This window comes from Brucella sp. NBRC 14130, from assembly GCF_040371715.1.
Classification (GTDB): Bacteria; Pseudomonadota; Alphaproteobacteria; order Rhizobiales; family Rhizobiaceae; genus Brucella; species Brucella intermedia.
In genome coordinates, this window is the sequence record NZ_BAABTE010000009.1 from 137,506 (window position 1) to 160,184 (window position 22,679).

Here is a 22,679-nt window from a genome sequence, read left to right on the forward strand (position 1 = left end):
ATGAGCGACACGACGACAACGGAAACGGACGGCAAGGCGAAAAGCTCGCTGACGACGCTGCTTGCGGCTGTCGCGGTCCTGACCGTCATCGCCGGTGGCGGCGGCTGGTATCTGGGCGGCATGATTTCCGCCGATCAGCTGGCGTCGGCAAAGGTCTCCGGCAAGGAAGACAAGCCGAAAAAGGGCGACTTCGAATCGCGCTCCATCGGCACGGTGGTGCCCCTGCAGCCGATTGTGACCAATCTCGGCATTCCGCAGGATACATGGGTGCGCCTCGAAGCGTCGCTGGTGGCAAAGCCCGGACATGAAATTCCGGCGGCGCTGGCGGCAAGCGTCGGCGACGATTTCCTGAGCTTCCTGCGCAGCGTCAATCTCATGCAATTGCAGGGCGCGGCGGGGCTTGCCTATCTGCGCGCCGATCTGGAAGAACGCGCGCGCCTGCGTTCGGAAGGCGCGGTCGACCGCGTCTTCATCTCGGCGCTGGTGGTAGAATGAAAAAGCTCCTTGGCCTCGGCGTCGTCCTGACGCTCGCCCTCACGGTGTCCGCTCAGGCGCAGCAGGCGCTGACGCTCGACAACCTGCTTCCGGCAGGCAGTGGCGCGGCGAGCGGCCAGATCGTGCAATTGTTCGGGCTGCTGACGGTGCTTTCCATCGCGCCGGGCATTCTTATCATGGTGACGAGCTTCACGCGCTTCGCCATCGCCTTTTCGCTTTTGCGTTCGGGCCTCGGCCTCCAGACCGCGCCCGCCAGCATGGTGATGATTTCGCTCGCCCTGTTCATGACGTTCTATGTCATGGCGCCCGCCTTCGACCGCGCGTGGAACAACGGCGTGCAGCCGCTGATGCGCAATGAAATCACCCAGCAGGCGGCTTTCACCGAAATTTCCCAGCCTTTCCGCGAATTCATGCTGGGGCAGGTGCGCGACAAGGACCTGCGGCTCTTTGAAGATCTCGCCGATCCATCCTTCCGCACAGGCGAGGACGGCATCGTGGATTTCCGCGTGCTGGTCCCCGCCTTCATGATTTCGGAACTGCGGCGCGGGTTTGAAATCGGCTTCCTGATCGTGCTGCCCTTTCTGGTGATCGATCTCGTCGTGGCCACGCTCACCATGTCCATGGGCATGATGATGCTCCCGCCGACGGTGATCTCGCTGCCGTTCAAGATTCTGTTCTTCGTGCTGATCGACGGCTGGAACATACTGGTCGGAAGCCTGATACGTTCGTTCTCGTAGACTGGAACGAGCTGACAAACCGCAGCTCGTTGTCGTCTTCAGTTATTGATGCGGACGGTCAGCTTGTAGTCGCAGGTGTCATGATTGACCTCTTCGGCTACAAGAGTGCAGGTGGGGCTGCTACCGGTACCATCGGATTTCAAGAAATGCCGACTATAACCTGCAGCCTTGCATCCAGGTGTTGGGTTGGTGAAGCTCGGTCCTTCAGCATAAACCGTCAACTGACACGACTTATAGACGGTGTTGTCGGAATAGCGATACCGCGCAATCATCGAACGCAGATATGTATTATCTTCCGCCTTGTGTGTGAGGACGCCCGTTGCACCATTTGCGATGGTCGACGGTCGCGTGCACTTTCCATCCGGATTGCATGCGCCTTGCGTATAACTGATAGACTTGCCCGCATTGTTGATCCAGTTCACCGTGATTTGATTGTCGGCCAGTGCGGTCGACGCGGCTACAAGCGAAACAGCCAGAGTTGAAAAACGAAGCATTGATCTTCCCTCCATTAATTGATGCGGAAGGAACATACAGCGAACATTGCGGGTGGGGATAAATTTGGAGCGGTGAACCGCTTGATGAAAAAGACAGTCCTAATTAAAATTTGAGCAGATTATTTAGTAATCTCTTAATATTTGAGGCTTACGACGATCTTCATGGTGGGTTTCCGCGCGTTACGCGGCAACAGGCATGATGCCGCTCCACCATGCCGGTAATCTGAAACCCGGCCTGTCCCTCAGATTGTTTTTCCCAAGGGGCAAAAAACTATGGCAAGTCTTCTGACTAATTCTTCCGCTCTGACCGCTCTCCAGAACCTGGCTTCGACGAACCGGTCGCTGGAAACCACTCAGGGCCGTATTTCCACCGGTCTGCGCGTTGGCGAAGCCGCCGACAACGCTGCTTACTGGTCGATCGCGACCACGATGCGCTCTGACAACAAGGCAAACTCTGCCGTTCAGGACGCTCTGGGCCTCGGCGCCGGTAAGATCGACACGGCTTACACCGCCATGAACAAGGCGATCGAAGTCGTCGACAAGATCAAGGAAAAGGTTGTTTCGGCAATCGGATCGAGCGCTTCCGACAAGGAAAAGATCCAGTCGGAAATCAAGGTCATGATCGACCAGCTGAGCAGCACCGCCAAGGGTGCGAACTATGCCGGTTCGAACCTGCTCGCTTCCGACACCGCAGGCGCAGCCGCTGGTTTCAGCGTTGTGTCGTCCTACGACCGTGCATCTGACGGCACCGTCAAGGTTGGCAAGATCGACGTCGACACTTCCAATCTCGTCCTGACCAAGGCTGACGGCACTGCTGGCGGCGTTCTGGTCGACGTGATGGCCATCGACGTCGAAGCAGCAGCCGACGACGCCGCAATCGAAGCTTTCCTGGGCACCATCGAAACCGCAATGGGCAAGATGGCCAACGGCGCAGCTGAACTCGGCGCAGCAAAGTCCCGCATCAACATGCAGAAGGATTTTGTCTCGAACCTTTCCGACTCCATCGAAAAGGGCGTTGGCCAGCTCGTTGACGCTGACATGAACAAGGAATCGGCTCGTCTGTCGGCTCTCCAGGTTCAGCAGCAGCTCGGCGTTCAGGCTCTCTCGATCGCCAACTCGTCGAGCCAGTCGATCCTGTCGCTGTTCCGCGGCTAATCATAACTGATCCAGCATGGGAGCGCGTCCCGAAATGAGACGCGCTTCTGCAACGGGCGCCGGGTTGCCGGCGCTCGCGAGTTCTCAGGCAAATCAGGGGTTCGCATCCGAACCGACCTGATCGGATCGGATGTCTTTGGGCGGAAAACGGGGCGCGGGATTCATTCCGCGCCCCAATTCTTTGCGCTCATTTCCAGTTTCCGGAAGCACTTGCTTCATCAGCCGCCACTTTCGCGCAAGCTTCGCGGGCTAGGTTGCATGCAACATTATGGCGGTGGTGTGGATGCAGCAGAATTTCCAGCAATTGATCGAACAGCTCAAGGGTACGCTCGGCAAGCTTGGCGCGCGAAAACTCGTGGCGCTCGGACTTGTGGGCGCCGCGCTCATGGCCGCGATCCTCTATACGAGCATCTATCTGAGCCGCCCCTCCTATGAGACGCTCTATGTCGGTCTTTCGCGTGACGACGTGAACCGCATGGGTCTGGCGCTTGGCGAGGCAGGCATTCCTTTCGATGTGAAGGCCGATGGCTCGTCCATTCTCGTGCCCATCGGCAAGGCGGAAAACGCCCGCATGTATCTGGCCGAAAAGGGCCTGCCGACCTCGAACAATGCCGGTTATGAACTCTTCGACAATATGGGTTCGCTCGGCCTGACCTCGTTCATGCAGGAAATCACCCGCGTGCGCGCGCTGGAAGGCGAAATCGCCCGCACCATTCAGGCCATTCGCGGCGTGAAGGCCGCCCGCGTCCACATCGTGCTCGCCGAAAAGGGTTCGTTCCGCCGTGGCGACCAGAAGCCGTCGGCCTCGGTCGTCATCCGCGCCGAAGGCGGCTTTGCCGCCGAATCCGCCCAGTCCATCCGCCAGCTGGTTGCCGCCGCCGTTCCCTCGCTCGATGCTTCCGCCGTGACCGTCCTCGACACCAATGGCCGCCTCCTCGCGTCAGCGGGCGAAGCCGCCAATGGCGCAGCGCTGATGACCGCCTCGCTGGAGCAGCAGGTCGCAGGCAATGTAGACGACAGCATCCGCAAGGCGCTGGCGCCCTATCTCGGTATGGGGCATTTCCAGACGAGCGTTCAGGCCGTGCTCGATACGGACCGCCGCCAGACCAACGAAACGATCTTCGATCCCGAATCCCGTGTCGAACGTTCGGTGCGCGTTGTCCGTGAAAGCGGCGATTCCCGCAACAATCGCAACGACAACGCAACCGGCGTCGAACAGAACATTCCGCAGGAAGAAATCCAGAACCGCAACGGCGAAAGCTCGTCGGAAAAGACCGACCGCCGCGAGGAACTGACCAATTACGAAATGAACAGCAAGACGGTTTCCACCGTCAGCGACGGCTATACCGTCAAGCGCCTGTCCATCGCCGTGGTCATCGATCAGGCGCGGCTTCTGGAAACCGCAGGCACCACGCCGCCGCCCGCCAATTTCGTCGACCAGCAGATCGCCAAGATCCGCGACCTCGTGGCAACCGCCGCCGGCCTCAACGCGGATCGCGGCGATGTCATCAACGTGACCGCCGTCAACTTCCTCGATCCTGCCGGTGCCGATATGGAACCGGTCTCCACGCCGTGGACCGACACGGTGCTTCGCCAGAGCGGCTCCTATGTCAATGCGCTTGCGATCCTTGCCGCTGTCGGTCTGCTGATCTGGTTCGGCCTGCGCCCGCTGCTGCGTGACCAGAATGCCAGGACTGCGGGCACTGAAGTCGCCATCCGCGAGACAAGCGACGTGGCTGCCCCCGATTTCGTGGGCGGTCAGGCGGCAGGCGAAGGCGTACAAGGGGCACAGGGCGTACAGGCCGTCATCGGCGGGCCGGAAGCCTATGCCGACCAGATGAAGACAAGCCTCAGCGATCTTCGCCAGCGCATGCGCATGCCCGCAAAGCTGCGACTGGAACAGATGATCGACATGGACGAGGAGCGCGTCGCAGCCGTTCTCAAACAGTGGATTCACGAAACCGCCGCCAGCCGTGAGGCCCAGCCATTGAGGGAATCGACCGCAAAGGCTTCGGTCATGCCGGAGCTTGAGGCGGCCTGACGATGAGCGCGCTTTCCCTCAGCCGTTATCTTCCCGATTTCTCGACCCATCACATTGAGGATGAGGCGGTCGAGATCATTGCCGCGCCTTTGCCGCCGAAACCGCTGAAGGAAACGCCCGCGCCGCACGCTGGAAGCGAGGCGCCGAAGCGTGCGGCTTCCTCCGAAAAGTCCGCTGCCGCCGAGCAGGCGGAAGTCGCGGCCATCATCGCCGGCGAGGAAGAAAGGCGCGCTGCCTTTGAAGCCGGGCGGGAAGATGGACACCGCGAAGCCGAGGCGCTCTACGAGGCGGAGAAAACGCGGCTTCTGCGGGAGCATGAGGCCGAAATCGAAACGTTGCGCGCTGCATTCTCGCGTGAGCAGGCCCTGCTTCTGGCGGGAAGCCTTACCGAAGCGCTGGCGGCGCTGGAGCGCAGTTTTTCCGGCCAGATCGCGGAAATCCTGATGCCATTGCTGGCGCAAAAGATGGAGCGCGAGGCGGTTGCCGAATTTGCGCGCGGCATTGCGGGGCTGGCGCTCGACGGCGAAGCGCCGGAAATTTCCGGCCCGGCGCGGCTGGTTGCGCCGCTCCGCAATCACGCCGCCCTGCTGCCGTCCGGCTGCCGGTTCTCGGAAACCGGCGCGGACGAACTTTCCTTTTCTTTTGGCGACCGGGTGCTTGAAACGCGCATCGCGCCGCTTGTTGAAGAATTGAAGGCTGCGGTTCAATGAACATCGATCCCGAAACCAAGCGCGAGATCATCATTGTGCGCCGCGGCGGGCATGACGACCATGACAGCCACCATGGCGGCGTGTGGAAGATCGCCTATGCCGACTTCATGACCGCCATGATGGCCTTCTTCCTCGTCATGTGGCTCATCAATGCCGCCAATGAGGAAACCAAGGCGGCGGTTGCCAGCTATTTCAATCCCGTCAAGCTGATGGACCGGCATTCAAGCCCGAAGGGCGTGCAGGATGTCGAGGAGAAAGACGGCAAGGTTCGCTATGAAAGCGACCAGAAGATCGAAAACAGCACCAAGGTCATCAACGATACGACCGTCGCGCCGCCCAGCGAACAGGAAGAGCGCCAGCTTTTCCGCGAACCTTATGCGGTGCTGTCGGAACTGGCCCACGAAACCGGCGTTCTGCAGAACCAGTCTGCCAAGGGCGATGGCGGCACGTCGAAATCCGGTCCCGCAACAGGCGCCGATGGCGGCGAAGCCTATCGCGATCCATTCAGCCCCGATTACTGGTCGAGCAAGGCTGTCGAGGATCTGACGCCGCCGGATGCGGCACCGGCCACGCCGCCCAAACCGGAAGCGGCCCAGCCGAAACCGGAGGAAGCTGCAAGGCCTGCGGAAGCGCCAGCAGGAACGCCAGCAGAAAAGCAGGAGCAGCTCATCGCCGATCTGAAAAAGGCGGCTGAGGGCGAAACCGCGAAGAAAGGTGCGGCGGCAAAGAAAGCCGAGCCGATGCCCGACGTGACGGTCGTTCCCGTCGATGGCGGCGTGATGATCCAGCTTACCGACAAGATCGACTACGGCATGTTCACCATCGGCTCCGCCAAGCCGGATGCCCGCGTGGTGCAGATGCTGGAGCGCATCGCGCAGGTGATTTCCCGCCAGCCGGGCGAAGTCATTATCAGCGGGCATACCGATGCGCGTCCGTTCAAGAGCGCGACCTATGACAACTGGCGTCTCTCATCGGCGCGCGCGCAGATGGCCTATTACATGCTGGTTCGCGGCGGGCTTGATGAAAAGCGCGTGCTGCGCGTGGAAGGCTATGCCGACCGCCAGCCGAAGAACGCCAGCGATCCGAATGCGGCTGAAAACCGCCGTATCGATATTTTCCTCAAGTCCGCGCCATGAAGCGGTTCGCCACGCGCTCACTCCTGGCATGTGTGGCAGGCCTTTCCCTGGCGGGAGCGGCCTCTCCGGCCTTTGCGCAAGCTCAAGTTCCAGCACAGGCGCAGACGCCAGCCGAGACGCGCACGCTGCCGGTGCTGGAACCCTACAAGCTCGTGCGTTCGCTGCGCATGCTGCAGGACCAGATCGTCGCCGGAAAGCCGGAAGCAGTGGTCATGCTCAACAAGCTTCTGGGCTTCGTCAGCACGGATATGGGGCGGGCGCCGGGCGACGTCTGGAACAATCCGGAAAATGTCTACGCGGCGATCATCTATCTCTTCAATGGCGGCAATCCGGAAGCGGTACGCAAGGTTCTTGCCGACCTCAAGACGGATGCCGTGCCGCCGGAACTGGTCAAGGGAGCGCTTGCCTATGCTTCCGGCCAGACGATTGAAGTGGTGAAGCTTTTCTCGGTTCCGCTGTCGCCCGATGTTCCTTCGGAACTGAAGGCATCGATCGTGCTCGTGACCGCCAGCCAGATGACGGCCTTCGATCCGGCGACGGCCCTGATGCGGCTCGATCAGGTGCGGCTTGATGCGCCGGGCACCCTGTTCGAGGAAGCGGCGATCCGCCGTTCGATGCCGATTGCAGCCCGGCTTGGCGATGCCGACAAGATCAGGCTTCTGGCGCGAAATTATCTCCAGCGCTTTCCCCGTTCGCCCTATATGCGTGATTTCATGGCGCAATTTGTCGACGCGGCGGTGAAACTCAACGACCGGATCGGCAATGCGGAACTGGCAAGGCTGATCGGTTCGGCTGATCCGGTGATGCAATATTCGCTCTATCTGCAAATCGCGCGCGGAGCGCTTGTCGATGGCCAGACGGAGCGGGCGCGTTTCATGTCGGCGGAGGCGAAAAAGCTTGCCGACAAGCTGAAAACCGACCCCACCCGCGCCAATCTCTATGCTGCGGCAAGCGATGTTGCCTCGGATTCGGCAGGCAGCGCGCTGCGGGAACTGTCGCAGATTTCGCCCGACAAGCTGCAGGAACCGGACCGCAAGCTGCTGAAGGCCGCCGAAGCGGTCGGCACCGTCGTCACCCGCACGCCGGATGCCTCGCCGCCCGCAAAACCGGCCCTTACCGAAAGGGATGTGCCGCCGATGGCGACAGCGAATCCGCCGGAAAACCGGGCGGAAAAGCCGGTTGCGAACCCCGCGCCAGCTCCGATGGCCGTCAGCCTGAAGCCCGCCAAAAACCAGCCGGAAGACGATTTGCAGAAAACGATGGAAGATGCACGGCGCAAGCTTGCCGAAATCGATGCCTTGCTAGGAAAGACCGTTCAATGAGCATTGATATTTTGCTGAATTCGACCAGCCGACTTGCTTCGCTCGCCCGAAATTCCGGTCCGTCGCAGGCAAAGGCGGAGGCGGAAAGCGAGGGGCAGGCCGACCCGGCGAAATTGTTCAGTTCGCTTCTGGAACGACCGCAGGGCAAGGTCGAAAGGAAAGATGAAAACGACGACACAGCCAGGGCGGACGAGGCTGAAACGAGGGATGAAGACGGGGCGAAACAGGCTGCGATTTTCGCTCTGCCACAAAATCTCCTCTCTTTGGCCACTTCTTCGCCTGATTTGAAGGGGGCAAATCACAATTTTGCCACAGGAAATATCGCGAAAAACGACAAAAACCCCTCTGATCCGCTCTCTGCCTTAATTAAGGAAGCGGGTCCGGAAGGGGGAGAGAAGCAGGCTGGCGAACTGCCTGATGCGCATGTCGAACCGAAGAAGGGGCAAGCCCCGGCGACGCCTCCGGCCAGCGCGAGGGCGGAGCAGTTTATCGCTCCTGACGCATCGAAGGCGACCGGCGGCAATCCGAGCGAAAACGCTGCGGACGATCTCGCCAGCCTCGCGACCGCGGACAAGGGACAAGCGCGGCAGTCGGGCCAGACGTCCGACAGGGCCGATATCCAGCCGCTGCAACCGGCACCCAAAAGCAGTGTGCCGGGAGAAAGCAAGGCAGCCGCCACGCCGTCGCAAGGCGCGGCACGGATCGCCGACATTCAGGTGGTTTCCGAACGCAGCTTCGGCACGGTCAAGACCTTGCAGATCAGGCTCGACCCGGCAGAACTCGGGGCGGTGACGGCGCGCATCCGCGTGGGATCGGAAGGGGTGGAGGTGCATCTCGTCGCCGAAAAGACCCATGCGGCGGAAACGCTGGCCGCCGACCGCTCCATGATCGAGAAAGCCCTGAAGGGGGCAGGCGTCGCGGACGATGCGAAAATTTCCGTGACCGTCACCGACCGCAATGCGGCGGGCGCGGTGCAGCAGGCGCAGGCATCGCAGAATGCGGGGCAACAGCAGGCCAGCGGCCAGCAATCGGGCCAGCAGCAGGCTTTCAGCATGCAGCAGGGTTTTGACGGGCGAAACGGCAGCGAGACGCAGGCGGGTCTCATGGGCGGCGAGGGCAGGCGGAATGATGAATCCGGTCAGGCAGGACGCGAGCGTTCGGACATGCAGGGCGCGCAGGATGGCGGGAACGGTATTGTTCGCAATAACGACCGCAATCGCGGCTTGGTTGTCTGACAGTCGCCCGGCCAGCGCCGAGAATATCTGCGAGCGCGAAATGCACCGGGCATCGGCCCGCTACGATGTCCCGCTCGGCATTCTCTACGCGGTCGGGCTGACGGAAACCGGCCGCAAGAACTCCCTGCAACCCTATGCGATGAACATCGAAGGGCGCGCCGAATTCATGCCGTCGCAGATGGCGGCGGTGAGGCGTTTCAACGAGGTCAGGGCCGAAGGCGCAAAGCTGATCGACCTCGGCTGCATGCAGATCAACTATCACTATCACGGCAAGGAATTTCCGTCGGTCGCCGCGATGCTGATGCCAAGCCTCAATGTCGATTACGCGGCCCGATTCCTGAAGCAGCTCCGCCAGCGCGAAGGCAACTGGACGATGGCCGTCGCGCGCTATCACGCGGGGCCGAACAACGACCCCGCCCAGAAGCGTTACGTCTGCCGCGTGATGACGAATATGGTCGCCACCGGCTTCGGAAACTGGACGCCGCAGGCGCGAAACTTCTGCTTCGGGTAAACCCGATTCCTGCGAATTCTAACAGGTTGTAACACAGTGTCAGGTGCACCCATGTTGCGCCTGTTCAATTGGCGGTTGCAGCCTTCGGCAAGTGCTGTTAAAGCGACCGAAATTTTAAGCCCTTGTAAAGAATCGTAAATGTTCGTGAGCCGTTAATATTCGGTTAAGGTTTCTGCGCCTAAAGGATGAGGCGCGTTGCAATCAATGCGATTCCCTCTATTTTAGCATCTACTAAAATGCCTCCCAATTTATTGCGGGCAACTAATTGCCATTGTTGCTGATTCCTCTCGCCAGTTATTGCTAGCGTGCTTGGGCTAACATATTGATTCGGAAGGCGGGCCGATGATCGTTGTCGTAGACGACAGAGATATTGTGACTGAAGGATACTCATCCTGGTTCGGTCGCGAAGGCATCACGACGACAGGTTTTACCCCTACCGATTTCGATGAGTGGGTGGAGAGCGTTCCACAGCAGGACATCATGGCTGTCGAGGCCTTCCTGATCGGTGAATGTGCCGATCAGCATCGCCTTCCGGCCCGAATTCGTGAACGCTGCAAGGCGCCCGTGATCGCCGTCAACGACCGTCCGTCACTGGAACATACGCTGGAGCTGTTTCAATCAGGCGTTGACGATGTTGTGCGCAAGCCGGTGCATGTGCGTGAAATCCTCGCGCGCATCAATGCGATCCGCCGCCGCGCGGGCGCTTCCGCCGCTTCCAGCGACGATGGCACCGAGCTTGGCCCGATCCGCGTTTTCTCCGATGGCCGCGATCCGCAGATCAACGGCGTCGATTTTCCGCTGCCGCGCCGCGAGCGCCGCATCCTGGAATATCTGATTGCCAATCGCGGCCGCCGCCTGAACAAGGCGCAGATTTTCAGCGCGATCTACGGCATTTTCGACAGTGAAGTCGAAGAAAACGTCGTTGAAAGCCATATCAGCAAGTTGCGCAAGAAGCTGCGTGAGCAGATGGGTTTCGATCCGATCGATTCCAAGCGCTTCCTCGGCTACTGCATCAATATCGAATGAGGTTGATGCGCACTGTCTCTTTGTCTTCACGCATGTTCTCACCGCATTGCAGCGACATCAGAGGCCAGGCCGGCGGACTGACTTCCCCGCCAAGGCGGTTCCCACTTCCGGGAGACATGCTTTCAGTATCGCGATTTCGAGCAGGTCTGCGGATTTCCGAAACCGCATCGGTTCCCCAGTAAAAGCGTAAAACATCCCGAGGCTACAGTTTCACGCAAGCGTGGCTCATTAGCTTGATCGCGGATGAGTGGGTCGGGTCGCCGATTCCATCGCTGGACTTCACGGATTCCGGCCCAGAACTCTTGGATTTTGGCCGGTGACACAATGATGGTGATACAACCAATCAGGAGCTGCTAATGAGCCTCTACGGTATGATGCGGACCGGTGTTTCGGGAATGAACGCGCAGGCGAACCGCCTGTCGGCGGTCGCTGACAACATCGCGAATGCAAGCACCGTCGGTTACAAGCGCGCCGAAACCCAGTTTTCGTCGCTCGTTCTGCCCAGCACCGGCGGACAGTATAATTCCGGCAGCGTGCTGACCAATGTTCGTTATGGCATTTCCGATCAGGGCGGCATCCGCTCCACATCGTCCACGACCGACCTTGCCATCGATGGCAACGGTTATTTCGTGGTGCAGGGCGCGGACGGCTCCACCTTCCTGACCCGCGCCGGTTCCTTCGTTCCCGACAAGAACGGCAATCTGGTCAATTCAGCCGGCTATTATCTTCTGGGCGCTGGCCCGAACGACCCCGCCGGAGCGCTGACGATCCCCGGCCTGAACATCATCAATGTCAACAGCGCGGCCCTTCCGCCGGAAGGCAGCACGTCGGGCACCTTCACGGTTAATTTGCCGTCTAGCGATCAGGTTCCGGCAGCGGGCGAGTTCAATCACAAGACCTCGCTGATCTCCTATAACGACAAGGGCGAGAAGATCACGCTCGACGTCTATTTCAGCAAGACCGGCACGGACGAATGGAGCGTGACGGTCAAGAACGCAGCCGACAATGCAGTGGTCGGCGGCCCGACGACGCTGACCTTCGATCCGACCACGGGCGCGATGACGTCCGCGGGCGACGTGACGGTCGATCTCGGGCCTTATGGCGGCCAGAGCCTCAGCCTCAATCTCGGCGCCTCGACGCAGCGCGCCGGTGAATACACGATCTCGCAGGCGCAGATCAACGGCCAGGCGCCGTCGGCGGTCAAGGGCGTGGATGTGGCCAATGACGGCTCGGTCGTCGCCATCTACGAAAACGGCACGCAGAAGGTTCTGGCGCGCATTCCGCTTGCCAATGTCGCAAGCCCGGATCGCATGACGGTGGTGAGCGGCAACGTGTTCCTGCCGAGCGCTGAATCGGGTGACGTTCGCCTCGGCTTCCCGCAGAGCGAGGGCATGGGCAAGGTCATGTCCGGCACGCTGGAGGAATCCAATGCCGATATCGCGCAGGAACTGACCGACATGATCGAGGCGCAGCGCAGCTATACGGCCAATTCGAAAGTCTTCCAGACCGGCTCCGAACTGATGGACGTGCTGGTCAATCTGAAACGATAACCGGACACTTCCGGGGAGGGTGAAAAGCCTTTCCCGGAAACAGTGGTTTGAATTTGGCATTTGCACGGCGCCTCTATCCGAGGGAACGCAAATGCCGGAACCGGACCACTGGCATTGAGAATACGGACCGTCCGGGCAACGGGCACGGTTCACGCACGATGGGGCAGTTCCGATAGAAGCGGAATTATCAGGGGCTTTCCAGGTGTTTGTTTTAGCCGCATTTCCGGGCGCGAGACCGCATCGCGCCTGCCGGGATTGCACTTGTAGGATGGGGTAAGATGTCGCTTAGTTCTGCTCTTCTGACGGCCAAAAGTTCGCTTGCGGCAACGTCCAAGCAGACCTCCGTTGTCTCCAGCAATATTGCCAGGGCCAACGATCCGGATTATTCCCGACGCACCGCTTCTCTCGTATCGGGGCCTTACGGCTCGCTTTACGTGGGGATCAGCCGGTCGGCGGATGAGGCCTTGTTCAACAGGTTCATCCAGTCGAACAGCACGGCCTCTTCCTCTTCCATTCTCGCAGGCGGGCTCGACCGCCTTTCGTCGCTTTATTCGGCGGACAATTATTCCGGCTCGCCGTCGGCGCTGATCGGCGATCTGCGCGATGCGCTCCAGACCTATGCCGCTTCGCCTTCCAACAGCGCGCTTGGCGACAGCGTGGTGTCGACGGCGCAGTCGCTCGCCAATGCGCTCAATGCCGGAACGAAGCAGATCCAGTCGCTGCGCAACGATGCTGACCGGGAAATCGCGGATTCCGTCGCCAGCATCAATGATCTTCTGGCCAAGTTCGAGAAGGTCAATCAGGAGATCGTCGGCGGCACGCGCGCCAATCGCGATGTGTCCGACTATATGGATCAGCGCGATGCGATCCTGAAGCAGCTTTCCGGCGAGATCGGCATCACCACCATGATGCGCGGCGACAATGACATGGTGATCTTTGCCGAAAACGGCGTGACGCTTTTCGAAACGACGGCGCGCAAGGTCAGCTTCGAGCAGTCGACGGTGCTGGCGCCGGGTATTTCCGGCAAGGCGGTGCTGGTGGATGGGGTTCCGCTCAATCACGAAACATTCGACCAGCCTTATGGAACAGGCCGTCTCAGCGGCTTGCTGCAACTGCGCGACCAGATCGCCCCGCAATACCAGATGCAGCTTGACGAGATCGCGCGCAATCTGGTGACGATGTTTGCCGAAAGCGACCAGACCGGCGTCGGCGCCGACAAGACGGGTCTGTTCAGCTGGGCCGGATCGCCGGATGTTCCGGGCGCAGGTGTGTCGGCGGGCATTGCAGGCAGCATCAAGGTGTCTTCGGCTTTCGTTGCCTCCGAGGGGGGCAGCGCGCTCTTGCTGCGTGACGGCGGGGCCAACGGGCCCGATTACAAATATAATAGCGAAGGCGCAGCCGGTTTCAGCGAGCGCCTGCGGGCGCTCAACGAAGCCTTCTCGGAGCCGATGACGTTCGATCCGGCAACAGGTCTTTCGGCCAGCTCCAGCCTGATGGACTACAGCGCGTCATCCATCAGCTGGCTTGAAGGCAAGCGCCAGAAGGCCAACAGCGAATTCTCCTATAATGCGACGGTTGCCACCCAGGCAGACGCAGCCCTCTCCAACGCCAACGGCGTCGACATGGACACCGAAATGGCGCTGCTTCTCGATCTTGAACATTCCTATCAGGCATCGAGCCGGGTGCTGACCACGATCAGCGCAATGCTCGACGATCTTCTCAACGCGGTGTGAGGCCAATGAAAGCGCAATCGATTTCCACCTATGGCGCAACGTCAGCCCTCCGGGCCATGGTCGCGAAGAACAAGGCCGAGATGCTGAAAGCCCAACAGGAAGCGACCACGGGAACCGTGTTCGATGTCGGGCTTTCGCTGGGCTCGAAATCCGGGCAGACCGTGTCCCTGCGCAAGGAATATGACCGGCTGAGCGTGCTGACGGACATGAACAAGCTGGTGCAGCAGCGCATGAATGCCACGCAGACCGCTGCCGGCACGATCATCGAGAACACGCAGAACTTTCTGGGCGACCTGACGGGCGCCAACAATACCGCCGAAAGTGCCGCCACGATTGCCAAGTCGGCAAAGTCTATTCTCAACTCCGTCACCGGCCTGCTCAACACCAGCTATAACGGCGAATATATCTTCGCCGGTGTGAACACCGATGTGAAGCCGGTTGCCGATTATACCGAAGGCAGCGCCGCGCAGACCGCCGTGCGCCAGGCCTTCCAGAACCATTTCGGCTTCGCCATCGACGATCCGCAGGTGGCGAACGTCACCGGCGACGAGATGACGGCCTTTCTCGACGGCGATTTCGCCGAGGAGTTCAACGATGCCAACTGGGCCGCGAACTGGTCGGATGCATCGGACACGGTGATCAAGAGCCGCATCTCGCCCACCGAAACCGCCGATACATCGATCTCGGCCAATGCCGACGGCTTCCGCAGGACGATCATGTCGGCGGTCATGGTCGCCGAATTCGCAACCATCGGCCTCAACAGCCAGGCTTTCGAAGCCCTGACTGGAAAGGCCATGCAGACCACGACGACGGCGATCACCGAAACGACGTCGGAACAGACGACGCTCGGTCTGGCGCAGTCGCGCACGCAGGCGGCGACGACGCGTATCGTGGCGCAGCAGAAGATTCTGAACCAGTCGGTGCTCAATCTCGAGGAAGTCGACCCTTACGAGGCGGCGACCCGCGTCAACGCTTTGAAGACGCAGATCGAGACTTCCTATTCGCTGACGGTTCAGCTGCAGAATATGAGCCTGCTCAACTATCTCAGATAGTCGGGATGATCAGGACGGACGCAGCATGATGCGAGCCCGTCCGGACTGATAGACGGAGAAAACCATGTATCAGATGCGCTACGAAGATGTCATGACTGACGATATGGCGAGCGCCAGGGAACGGGAGCGGGCGCTGTTCGACCGTTCCATCGCAATGCTCGAACTGGCGAAGGAAAACGGCAGCGGCTCGCGCGAGGGGATCGACGCGACCTATTTCACCACGAAGCTCTGGACCACGATCATCGACGATCTGGGGTCTGAGGAAAACGTGCTGCCGAAGGAACTGAAGGCGGCGATCATTTCCGTCGGCATTTTCGTGCTGAAGGAAATCGAGCGCATCCGTCAGGGCGAAAGCAATGATTACGCCACGCTGATCGAGATCACCCAGTCGATCCGGGACGGACTTTGAAATGGCTCCCAACGGAAAACCGGCCATTCGCCTTTCGCTGCGCGCGGGCGAACGCATCTTTATCAATGGTGCAGTGCTGAAGGCCGACCGCAAGGTCTCGCTCGAGCTTCTGAACGACGCCACCTTCCTTCTGGAAAACCACGTTCTCCAGCCCGAAGACACGACCACGCCGCTGCGCCAGCTTTATTTCGCCGCGCAGATGATGCTGATCGAACCGGCCATGCGCGAACAGGCCCACGCCACCTTCGCGCAGATGCTGAGGGGCATGTTCTCCACGTTCAAGGATGTGGAAATCCTGAATGCGCTGAAGCTGGTCGACGAGCTGGTGCATAACGGGCGCGTTTTCGAGGCGCTCAAGACCATTCGCGCGCAATATCCACGCGAGGCCGAACTGATGGGCCTTGAAGCCCCGGCTTCGCCCGTGGCTGCAATCCGGAAATCCGCAGAGGCAAACCGATGACCACGACACCGCCGGTCGGCACGAACACGACGAACAACAATACGCCGAACAACAGCAATTCGGCGGCCAACAAGGCAAGCGTCGACTACAATTCCTTCCTGAAACTTCTGGTGACGCAGATGCAGAACCAGGACCCGACGCAGCCGATGGACGCGACGCAATATGTCTCGCAGCTTGCGACCTTCTCCAATGTCGAACAGGCCGTGCAGATGAACAGCAAGCTTGAAACGCTGATCGCCAATACGTCGCTGACGCAGGCCGAAGGCTGGATCGGCCGCACGCTGACCAATGCCGATGGCAGCATATCCGGCGTCGTGAAATCCGTCACCATCCAGTCCAACGGCATGCTGGCCGAACTGGAAGACGGCAAGACGCTGATGATCGGCGCAGGCGTCAAGATCAGCTAGGACATGATGCGGTGAACGAGGCCGACGCGCTCGATATCGTCAATTCCGCGATCTGGACCGTGCTTATGGCAAGCGGCCCGGCGGTGCTTGCCGCGATGCTGGCAGGCATCGGCATCGCGCTTTTCCAGGCGCTGACCCAGATTCAGGAAATGACCCTGACCTTCGTGCCGAAGATCATCGTCATCTTCGTCGTGCTGGCCCTGACCGCGCCTTTCGTCGGCGCGCAGATCAACTCGTTCACGCTGCTCGCATATTCGCGCATCGAGAAGGGGTTCTAGCTGATTGTTTTAGTAAGCATCCGGCCCGAAAACCGCTGCGCAGTTTTCGTTGCGCCTTGGTAGCCTTCGCGCAAGCTTCGCAAGCTAAGGTCCCTCCGCAAACAGGAGACGGACGTGCAGCAGGCAGCGGCTAAACCCTTCATAAAAGGCGGATTTCTGACCGGCAGCGACATGGGTCTGGCGGTTGGCATCATCATCATCCTGACGGTGCTTTTCCTGCCTGTCCCGGCGGTGGTGCTGGATATCGGGCTGGCATTCTCGATTGCCTTTTCGGTCCTGATCCTGATGGTGGCGCTGTGGATTCAGCGCCCGCTCGATTTTTCCGCCTTTCCGACGGTGCTGCTGATCGCCACCATGATGCGATTGTCGCTGAACATCGCGACGACGCGCGTGATCCTGACCCACGGCAATGAAGGCTATCTCGCCGCCGGTCATGTGATCCACGGCTTCTCCCAATTCGTGATGGGCGGTGATTTCGTCATCGGTCTGGTGGTCTTCTGCATCCTGATCATCGTCAACTTCCTGGTCATCACCAAGGGTGCGACGCGTATCGCGGAAGTGGGCGCGCGCTTTACCCTCGACGCCATTCCCGGCAAGCAGATGGCCATCGATGCCGACCTTTCGTCCGGCCTGATCGATGAAAAGGAAGCGCAGCGCCGCCGCCGCGAGCTGGAAGAGGAAAGCTCCTTCTTCGGCTCCATGGACGGTGCTTCGAAATTCGTGCGCGGCGATGCGATTGCGGGTCTCATCATCACCGCCGTCAATATTTTCGGCGGCATCATCATCGGCGCCACGCGCCACGACATGGACATCGCGCACGCCGCCGACGTCTTCACCAAACTGTCGGTCGGCGACGGTCTGGTCACGCAGATTCCGGCCCTGATCGTCTCGCTCGCCGCCGGTCTTCTGGTGTCGAAGGGCGGCACGCGCGGCTCCGCCGACCAGGCGATCTTCGGCCAGCTCGGCGCCTATCCGAAGGCGCTTCTGGTCGCGGCGATGCTGCTTTTCGTCCTCGGCATCATGCCGGGCCTGCCAGCCTTCCCGTTCTTCATGCTGGGCGGCGCAATGGCCTTTGTCGGCATTGCCGTGCCGCGCCGTCAGGCGCGCCAGCGCGAGGCGGAAGCCAGCGAAGCCGACAAGAAGCAGCGCGAGGCGGAAGAGCAGGAGCGCAACTCGGTCAAGGCGTCGCTGGAAACCAACCAGATCGAGCTTTGCCTCGGCAAGCAGCTTTCCGCCCGCCTGATCGCCTCGCAGCAGGAACTGGCGCACCGCGTCAACAAGATGCGCCGCAAGTTCGCGCAGGAATACGGCTTCGTCATTCCCGAAATCAAGGTGACGGACGATATTGCGCTGCCACCGAAAAGCTATCGCATCAAGATACACGGCACGGCGGTCGCCAGCCATGAGCTGCGCGTCGGCGAAACGCTCGTCGTGCTGGGCGAGCGCCCGATCCCGTCCATTCCGGGCGAAGAAGTGCGCGAGCCGGCCTTCGGCATGCGCGCCTATTCGGTGCCGGAAACCTTCGCGGCTGATCTGCGCCGCGATGGTTACATGACCGTGGACAATCTCTCCGTCCTGCTGACGCATCTGAGCGAAATCGTCCGCAACAATCTCGCCCAGCTTCTATCCTACAAGGACATGCGCATCCTGCTGGATCGTCTGGGCTCTGAATATCGCAAGCTTCTGGAAGATATCTGCCCGACGCATATTTCCTATTCGGGCTTGCAGGCGGTGCTGAAACTGCTGCTCGCCGAGCGCATTTCCATCCGCAACCTGCACCTGATCCTCGAAGCCATCGCGGAAATCGCGCCGCTCGTCCGCCGTCCGGAAATGATCGTGGAGCATGTGCGCATGCGCATGGCGCAGCAGATTTGCGGCGATCTTTCCGACAATGGCGTGCTGAACGTTCTGCGTCTCGGCAACCGCTGGGATCTGGTCTTCCACCAGAGCCTCAAGCGTGACGCCAAGGGCGAGATCGTCGAATTCGACATCGATCCGCGCCTGCTGGAACAGTTCGGCACCGAGGCTTCCGCCGTCATCCGCAAGCATTTCGACAATGGCGAGCGCTTCGTGCTGGTGTCCTCGCCGGAAGCGCGGCCATATATCCGCATGATCATCGAGCGCCTATTCGCCACCCTGCCGGTGCTCTCCCATGTCGAAATCGCCCGGGGCGTGGAGGTGAAGTCACTTGGCGCGATTTCGTAGTTCCCGACCGGTCGGTACTTCGGTCTCTCGATCCTTCGATCCTTCGAGACGGTCCCCTTCGCTGCGCTCAGGGCACCTCCTCAGGATGAGGGGAGCGAGGGTTGGAGACGCCCTGCCCGCGCTCAGGGCACGTCCTCAGGATGAGGAAAGAGTTCTAGCGCCCACACCCTCATCCTGAGGAGCCATGCCGAGCTTGTCGAGGCCTGGCGTCTCGAAGGACGAGGGGACTAATTATTGCTACATACGATGAAAGGGCCCTGAGTGCCTGTCGCGCAATTGCCGCTTAACGAGATCATCCTGGCCGCCGTTCTGGCGTTCTGCCGCATCGGCGCGTGCCTGATGCTGATGCCGGGACTTTCGAGCGCGCGCATTCCCCTGCAGGTCAGGCTGTTCATCGCGCTCGCCTGTTCGTTCGCGGTTCTGCCCCTCGTGCTGCAACGCATCGTCACCGTTGTCGATGCCGGGCAGCCCTGGACCCTGTTCCGCCTGATGGCGAGCGAAATATTCATCGGCGCGGTCATCGGCATTCTGGCGCATATCTATTTCTGGGCGCTGCAATTCATGGCAAGCACGATGGCCGTTTCCATCGGCTATTCCGGCTCTCCCTCCGATGCCATCACGGAAAGCGAACCGCAGGCGACATTGGCGACGATCGTTACCTTCAGCGCTCTGTTCCTGTTCTTCATCACCGACATGCATCTGGAAATCTTCCGGGCGCTGCTCAATTCCTATGTGGCCATTCCGGTGGATGGGCAGTTTCGTCCCGATGCAGTGATGATCGACTTCACCGATGCGCTTTCGGGGGCATTTCTGGCGACGCTGCGCATTGCAGCGCCCTTCATCGTCTTTGCCATCCTCGTCAATTTCGCCATCGGTCTGGTGAACAAGCTGACGCCAACCATACCCGTCTACTTCGTGTCGATGCCGTTCGTGTTGGGGGGAGGGCTGCTGGTGGTCTATTTCATCCTGCCGGAACTGCTGCGCTTCTTCACCAATGAAACTGCCACGCAGCTGCGTGAATTGTTCTGAGGGCCGCGATGACCAATCCGCGCAATCTGAAGAAGCTCATTGAACTGCAAAAGCTTGGCAGCGCCCGGCTTGAACAGGCGCTTGCCGCAGCCAATGCGCGCAAGGGCGCGCTGGATGAGGAGCGCGAGGCGCTGATCGCCATGCAGGATCGTCGCTATGATGGCGATGCGCTCAGTATCGATCCCTCGCTGCTTATCAGGCGCCTCGGCAACAACGCAGCCGAATCGCAGCAGCTTGAGCAGCGTCTTCAGGCGCAGCGCAAGGCCCTGTTGCAGGAACGGCGGCGTGTCGAATTGCTGGAGGATCGCCTGACGGACACCAGAAACGAGCGCGAACGGCGCGAACTTTCCAGCCTTATCGAGGAATTTATTAGCCGGAAAACGACAAACCGGTCGCAAGGCCCTGATTGAGCGCAAAAACGAGGCTGAACGCACGCACAAGTTTCAGTCAAGTTTGACCCGTTATGGTGCAATCAACAGAAGAGGGAGTGTCTTGCATGGCGATCAACCCGCCGTCAGATCTGGTGATGGACGTGGCGCGCGCCGCCGATCCGAAAGCCTATCGCATGGCGGCGGAACGGTTGAAAGCGCCGTCGGCACCGGGAACCATGGTGGCCTCGGCTGCCGGTGGCCTGACGCGGGACAATTTCGCCAGCTTTTCCGACAGTCTTGCGGCGGGCGTCAGCGTGCGGCCGGATGCGCAGAATGCGGCCAGCCCGGCCTATCGCAAGTTCGAGGCCTTCATGCTGCAATCCTTCGTGCAGTCGATGTTTACCAGTGACACGACGGCGACCTTCGGGAAGGGGATCGCCGGTGAATACTGGAAGTCCATGATGGCGGAAGCCATGGCAAACAAGATGGCGGATGGCGGCGGTGTCGGCATTGCCAGGTTGCTTGAGGAACAGGCGGCGCGCAACGCGCGGCCAGAAGCACCGACAACGGTAGCGTTGGGAGACGTGATCAATAATCTGGGAGGAGAACTGAGCGAAAACGCCGTTTCGAAGGACATCGTGCATGGTTTCGAACGCAAGCTCATTCAAAAGCAGCTGGAGCATGTCTCCCGAAAGGGGGAACCGGTTTCGGGATGAAGACATGCGGGAAAATAGAGAGATAGAACCGTTCCGAGGACTGCGTTTCACCGGAACTGTTCCACACAAAGATAGCGACACGGACAGCGCGCGCGGCTGATTGGCCCGTAACGACAAGCGTCATAATTGAGGACCCCCGAAATGACCGAGACAAGCTCTGAAAACAGCCTGCCAGAGGATTCGCTGATCGTCGCCGTGACGAGCGAACCCGGTCAGGCGCTGGCAGAGGAGCCGGCCGAGAACCCAGCATTGAAGCCGGTCGTGCGGGCGATCCAGCGTCTGGAAGACGTCATCGATACGGAGACGCGCCTTCTGCTGGAAGGCGGCAACCCCGATCTTGCGGAAATCAACGCACGCAAGAGCCGCGGGCTCTATGATTTCAACAAGGCGATCAAGAAGGCGGCCGGCGCTGCCGAACCGGCGACGATGAAGCCGCTTCAGCCACTGCTCGACAGCCTGAAGCACAAGCTTGAGAAAAACTGCGAAGCGCTGCAACTGCATCTGCGGGCTGTCGGCGAGCTGGCCGACCTCATTCGGGGTGCGCTGGAAACGCAGGAAGCCGACGGCACCTATTCCATGCAGAGCGCGAGGCTCGGTCACGCACGATGATCCGCATCATTGCCATCGGCCTGTGGATCTGCGCCGTCGCTTTCGGCTCGCTTTTCTTCGCGGTTCGCCAGAACGCCTCATCCCCGGATGGGGCGCAGGCCGCGGTCGGCGGGTTTGGAGGCGTGGACTACGTGAAGACGGATGTGATGAGCGTGCCGATCCTCTCGAACGGCGGCGTTGCCGGTTATGTGGTGACGCAGCTCGTCTATACGATCGATTCGAACGTTCGCAAGAAGCTCAGCGTGCCGCTCGAATTCTTCATCAGCGATGAAATCTTCCGCAAGTTCTATGGCAGCTATTCGGATACGAAAGAGGTTGAAAAGGTGAGCTTCGAGGATGTGCGCGCCTCGATCATCGCCGATCTCAATGCGCGGTTTCCAGAGCCGGTCATCAAGGACCTATTGGTCGAGCAGTTCAACTATATTTCAGCCGAGGAAATCCGCGCCATGAACATGCGCGGCGCGCCGACGCCGACCGCGCCGGGGAAACAGGCCCCCGAAAAGCAGGTTCCTGAAAAGCAGGCAGCCGCGCAGCCTGTCAGTCACAGCGAATAATATTTTCCTGAAAGCTGGGCGAGGCGTTCTTCGTCCAGCGGCGTGACTGCCGGGTCGGATACGAGTTCCACACCCATTTCACGGCCATTGCGCCAGGCGACGCGGGCCAGAAGCGCGCGGCCGTAATAATCGTCGAACAGCCAGAAACGCTCGGGCAGAGTGGGGACTTCCACGGTTCTGAGCTTGGCGCCATGGGGCGCGATATCGCTGAACTGGCATTCGATGATAAACCGCCCGTCGAGGCCCACGATCTTGCCGGAGCGCAGCCTTGTTCGCTGCCTCTCTTCCCTGCGACGTTCATGGGATGGCTTAACCCGTGCCATATCGAAATCTTACCTGCTTTTCCCCTCCGGCATCGGCCTGAAAATCGGAAAGGATTTTCAGAAAGCTCGATGCGCAGTTTCAGGAGAGCAATCTAGCAGGTTTCGATTGCCGATGCGTTAC

Annotated in this window: 25 protein-coding genes; 23 read left to right on the forward strand and 2 right to left on the reverse strand. The window is 60.3% G+C overall.

Annotation, left to right across the window (positions count from 1 at the left end):
- Together ABWW28_RS18860 and fliP are read left to right on the forward strand one after the other, a co-directional pair.
- Window positions 1–495, forward strand: coding sequence for a flagellar basal body-associated FliL family protein (locus ABWW28_RS18860; protein WP_006471440.1), 495 nt, complete (start codon window positions 1–3; stop codon window positions 493–495).
- Window positions 492–1,232 carry a flagellar type III secretion system pore protein FliP gene (gene fliP / locus ABWW28_RS18865; RefSeq protein WP_176588288.1) on the forward strand — a complete coding sequence of 247 codons (741 nt, stop codon included), beginning with the start codon at window positions 492–494 and terminating at the stop codon, window positions 1,230–1,232. Before ABWW28_RS18860 ends, fliP begins: the two co-directional genes overlap by 4 nt.
- Before the next feature lie 38 nt (window positions 1,233–1,270).
- On the opposite strand, the gene ABWW28_RS18870 is transcribed toward fliP, so the two are convergent.
- Window positions 1,271–1,726, reverse strand: a complete 456-nt coding sequence (locus tag ABWW28_RS18870) for a hypothetical protein (RefSeq protein WP_176588289.1) — start codon at window positions 1,724–1,726, stop codon at window positions 1,271–1,273.
- A 273-nt stretch (window positions 1,727–1,999) separates the two neighbouring features.
- Here ABWW28_RS18870 and ABWW28_RS18875 point away from each other — a divergent pair, with 273 nt between their 5' ends.
- The 21 genes from ABWW28_RS18875 (at window position 2,000) to ABWW28_RS18975 (ending at window position 22,235) form a co-directional block, all read left to right on the forward strand.
- Window positions 2,000–2,881, forward strand: a complete 882-nt coding sequence (locus tag ABWW28_RS18875; RefSeq protein WP_100649102.1) for a flagellin N-terminal helical domain-containing protein — start codon at window positions 2,000–2,002, stop codon at window positions 2,879–2,881.
- Window positions 2,882–3,149: 268 nt separating this feature from the next.
- The gene (gene fliF / locus ABWW28_RS18880) at window positions 3,150–4,922 is read left to right on the forward strand and encodes a flagellar basal-body MS-ring/collar protein FliF (RefSeq protein WP_112671025.1); all 1,773 of its coding nucleotides are present in this window, start codon (window positions 3,150–3,152) and stop codon (window positions 4,920–4,922) included.
- A gap of 2 nt (window positions 4,923–4,924) precedes the next feature.
- Window positions 4,925–5,632, forward strand: a complete 708-nt coding sequence (locus tag ABWW28_RS18885; RefSeq protein ID WP_176588290.1) for a hypothetical protein — start codon at window positions 4,925–4,927, stop codon at window positions 5,630–5,632.
- Window positions 5,629–6,768 (forward strand): MotB family protein, encoded by a 1,140-nt coding sequence (locus ABWW28_RS18890; protein WP_176588291.1) that lies wholly within the window; start codon window positions 5,629–5,631, stop codon window positions 6,766–6,768. Before ABWW28_RS18885 ends, ABWW28_RS18890 begins: the two co-directional genes overlap by 4 nt.
- Window positions 6,765–8,090, forward strand: a complete 1,326-nt coding sequence (locus ABWW28_RS18895; RefSeq protein WP_176588292.1) for a chemotaxis protein — start codon at window positions 6,765–6,767, stop codon at window positions 8,088–8,090. Before ABWW28_RS18890 ends, ABWW28_RS18895 begins: the two co-directional genes overlap by 4 nt.
- A complete protein-coding gene (fliK, locus tag ABWW28_RS18900; protein ID WP_176588293.1) occupies window positions 8,087–9,325 on the forward strand; it encodes a flagellar hook-length control protein FliK in 1,239 nt (412 codons plus the stop codon). The genes ABWW28_RS18895 and fliK overlap by 4 nt, the downstream gene beginning before the upstream one ends.
- Window positions 9,270–9,836 carry a transglycosylase SLT domain-containing protein gene (locus ABWW28_RS18905; RefSeq protein ID WP_113342320.1) on the forward strand — a complete coding sequence of 189 codons (567 nt, stop codon included), beginning with the start codon at window positions 9,270–9,272 and terminating at the stop codon, window positions 9,834–9,836. The genes fliK and ABWW28_RS18905 overlap by 56 nt, the downstream gene beginning before the upstream one ends.
- 342 nt (window positions 9,837–10,178) lie before the next feature.
- A complete protein-coding gene (gene ftcR / locus ABWW28_RS18910) occupies window positions 10,179–10,862 on the forward strand; it encodes a flagellar transcriptional regulator FtcR (RefSeq protein WP_006469399.1) in 684 nt (227 codons plus the stop codon).
- 356 nt (window positions 10,863–11,218) lie between these two features.
- Window positions 11,219–12,412, forward strand: coding sequence for a flagellar hook protein FlgE (locus ABWW28_RS18915; protein ID WP_006471443.1), 1,194 nt, complete (start codon window positions 11,219–11,221; stop codon window positions 12,410–12,412).
- Between the two features lie 278 nt (window positions 12,413–12,690).
- Window positions 12,691–14,145, forward strand: a complete 1,455-nt coding sequence (flgK, locus tag ABWW28_RS18920; protein ID WP_176588294.1) for a flagellar hook-associated protein FlgK — start codon at window positions 12,691–12,693, stop codon at window positions 14,143–14,145.
- Between the two features lie 5 nt (window positions 14,146–14,150).
- Window positions 14,151–15,197, forward strand: coding sequence for a flagellar hook-associated family protein (locus tag ABWW28_RS18925; RefSeq protein ID WP_176588295.1), 1,047 nt, complete (start codon window positions 14,151–14,153; stop codon window positions 15,195–15,197).
- A 64-nt stretch (window positions 15,198–15,261) separates the two neighbouring features.
- Window positions 15,262–15,606, forward strand: coding sequence for a flagellar biosynthesis regulator FlaF (gene flaF, locus ABWW28_RS18930; RefSeq protein ID WP_112700820.1), 345 nt, complete (start codon window positions 15,262–15,264; stop codon window positions 15,604–15,606).
- A 1-nt stretch (window position 15,607) separates the two neighbouring features.
- The gene (gene flbT, locus ABWW28_RS18935) at window positions 15,608–16,066 is read left to right on the forward strand and encodes a flagellar biosynthesis repressor FlbT (RefSeq protein ID WP_006469395.1); all 459 of its coding nucleotides are present in this window, start codon (window positions 15,608–15,610) and stop codon (window positions 16,064–16,066) included.
- Window positions 16,063–16,473, forward strand: coding sequence for a flagellar hook assembly protein FlgD (gene flgD / locus ABWW28_RS18940; RefSeq protein WP_006469394.1), 411 nt, complete (start codon window positions 16,063–16,065; stop codon window positions 16,471–16,473). The genes flbT and flgD overlap by 4 nt, the downstream gene beginning before the upstream one ends.
- An 11-nt stretch (window positions 16,474–16,484) precedes the next feature.
- Window positions 16,485–16,751 (forward strand): flagellar biosynthesis protein FliQ, encoded by a 267-nt coding sequence (gene fliQ / locus ABWW28_RS18945; protein ID WP_006469393.1) that lies wholly within the window; start codon window positions 16,485–16,487, stop codon window positions 16,749–16,751.
- A gap of 114 nt (window positions 16,752–16,865) precedes the next feature.
- Window positions 16,866–18,956: a flagellar biosynthesis protein FlhA gene (gene flhA, locus ABWW28_RS18950; protein ID WP_025091725.1), complete on the forward strand. Its 2,091-nt coding sequence runs from the start codon at window positions 16,866–16,868 to the stop codon at window positions 18,954–18,956.
- Between the two features lie 261 nt (window positions 18,957–19,217).
- Entirely contained in the window at window positions 19,218–19,985 is a 768-nt protein-coding gene (gene fliR, locus ABWW28_RS18955; RefSeq protein WP_176588296.1) for a flagellar biosynthetic protein FliR, read from the forward strand.
- A gap of 8 nt (window positions 19,986–19,993) precedes the next feature.
- Window positions 19,994–20,395, forward strand: a complete 402-nt coding sequence (locus ABWW28_RS18960) for a hypothetical protein (RefSeq protein WP_176588297.1) — start codon at window positions 19,994–19,996, stop codon at window positions 20,393–20,395.
- An 86-nt stretch (window positions 20,396–20,481) separates the two neighbouring features.
- A complete protein-coding gene (locus ABWW28_RS18965) occupies window positions 20,482–21,072 on the forward strand; it encodes a rod-binding protein (protein WP_176588298.1) in 591 nt (196 codons plus the stop codon).
- Between the two features lie 141 nt (window positions 21,073–21,213).
- Window positions 21,214–21,681, forward strand: a complete 468-nt coding sequence (locus tag ABWW28_RS18970) for a hypothetical protein (protein WP_006471447.1) — start codon at window positions 21,214–21,216, stop codon at window positions 21,679–21,681.
- On the forward strand, window positions 21,678–22,235 hold the full coding sequence (locus ABWW28_RS18975) for a hypothetical protein (protein WP_176588299.1): 558 nt from the start codon (window positions 21,678–21,680) through the stop codon (window positions 22,233–22,235). Before ABWW28_RS18970 ends, ABWW28_RS18975 begins: the two co-directional genes overlap by 4 nt.
- Here ABWW28_RS18975 and ABWW28_RS18980 read toward each other — a convergent pair.
- Complete coding sequence (locus ABWW28_RS18980) at window positions 22,223–22,558, reverse strand: PilZ domain-containing protein (RefSeq protein ID WP_006469386.1); 336 nt, start codon at window positions 22,556–22,558, stop codon at window positions 22,223–22,225. The two genes, ABWW28_RS18975 and ABWW28_RS18980, sit on opposite strands and share 13 nt — an antisense overlap.
- Window positions 22,559–22,679 lie beyond the last annotated feature (121 nt).